This is a genomic window from Actinoplanes flavus (assembly GCF_017592555.1).
Classification (GTDB): domain Bacteria; phylum Actinomycetota; class Actinomycetes; order Mycobacteriales; family Micromonosporaceae; genus Actinoplanes; species Actinoplanes flavus.
The window spans coordinates 1-992 of sequence record NZ_JAGFNS010000088.1; the positions used below are offsets into that span (position 1 = coordinate 1).

At 67.7% G+C, this 992-nt stretch carries 1 protein-coding gene; it reads right to left on the reverse strand.

Annotated features, from left to right (window positions below; genetic code table 11):
* Window positions 1–23 precede the first annotated feature (23 nt).
* Complete coding sequence (locus tag J5X75_RS43790; RefSeq protein ID WP_372451043.1) at window positions 24–902, reverse strand: IS5 family transposase; 879 nt, start codon at window positions 900–902, stop codon at window positions 24–26.
* Between the last annotated feature and the right edge of the window lie 90 nt (window positions 903–992).

A 992-nucleotide genomic window follows, 5' to 3' on the forward strand; every position in this document is an offset into this window, starting at 1 on the left:
CTAAGGCGTGTTTCATAAGCCGGTCAGAGCCACTCGCAGATGACCGTGATGGTTAGGACGGCCTGGAATCGGACGGCCAACTTGTCGTAGCGGGTGGCCACGCCGCGGTGGCGCTTGAGCCGGGCGATGCCGTTCTCGACCGCGTGCCGCATCCGGTAAAGGTCGCGGTCGAACTTCGGCGGCCGTCCGCCGCGGGAGCCCTTGGCCTTGCGGTGGGCGTCCTGGTCCTTCTTGCTCGGGATACACGCTTTGATCCCACGCTTACGCAGGTAGGCACGGTTGCCGCGGCTGGTGTACGCCTTGTCTGCCAGGACCAGGTCGGGGCAGGTGCGAGGCCGGCCCACCCCCAGACGCGTCACCCGGATCCGGCGCAGAACCGGGATGAACTGCGGACTGTCACCACGATGCCCGGCGGTCACCACCATCGCCAGGACCTTCTGTCCCTGCTCACACGCCAGATGCGTCTTGGTCGTCAGACCGCCGCGAGACCGTCCCAGGGCGTGATCGGCGGGTTCGTCGTGCACGCCACCGGGCGGCTCTTTCTGCAGGTGGCCATCGGTGCGGGCGCCGGCGGCGTGCTGGTGGGCGCGGCTGGTCATCGAGTCCACGCTGACCGTCCAGGCGATCCGGCCTTCCGCATCGCCGGCAGCCTGTGACGCGGTCAGGATCTTGTCCCAGGTCCCGTCACGCTGCCAGCGCCGGAACAGGCCGTAGACGGTCTGCCAGGGTCCGTACTCGGCCGGGACGTCACGCCACGGGGCACCGATCCGGATCCGCCAGCGGATCCCGTCGATGAGCTGCCGTTTCTCCCACTTCGGCGGACGACCCTTCGCCGACGCGGCAGGCAGCAGGACAGCGAGGCGCTGCCACTGGGCGTCGGTGAGGTCATGCCGCCTCGTCACCGCTAAGGTGGCCACGAGGTCTCCGGTATGAAGTTCGAGCTTGGTCGCTGAACCGTTTACCGGAGACCTCTTCAAATATCGATCACCGCC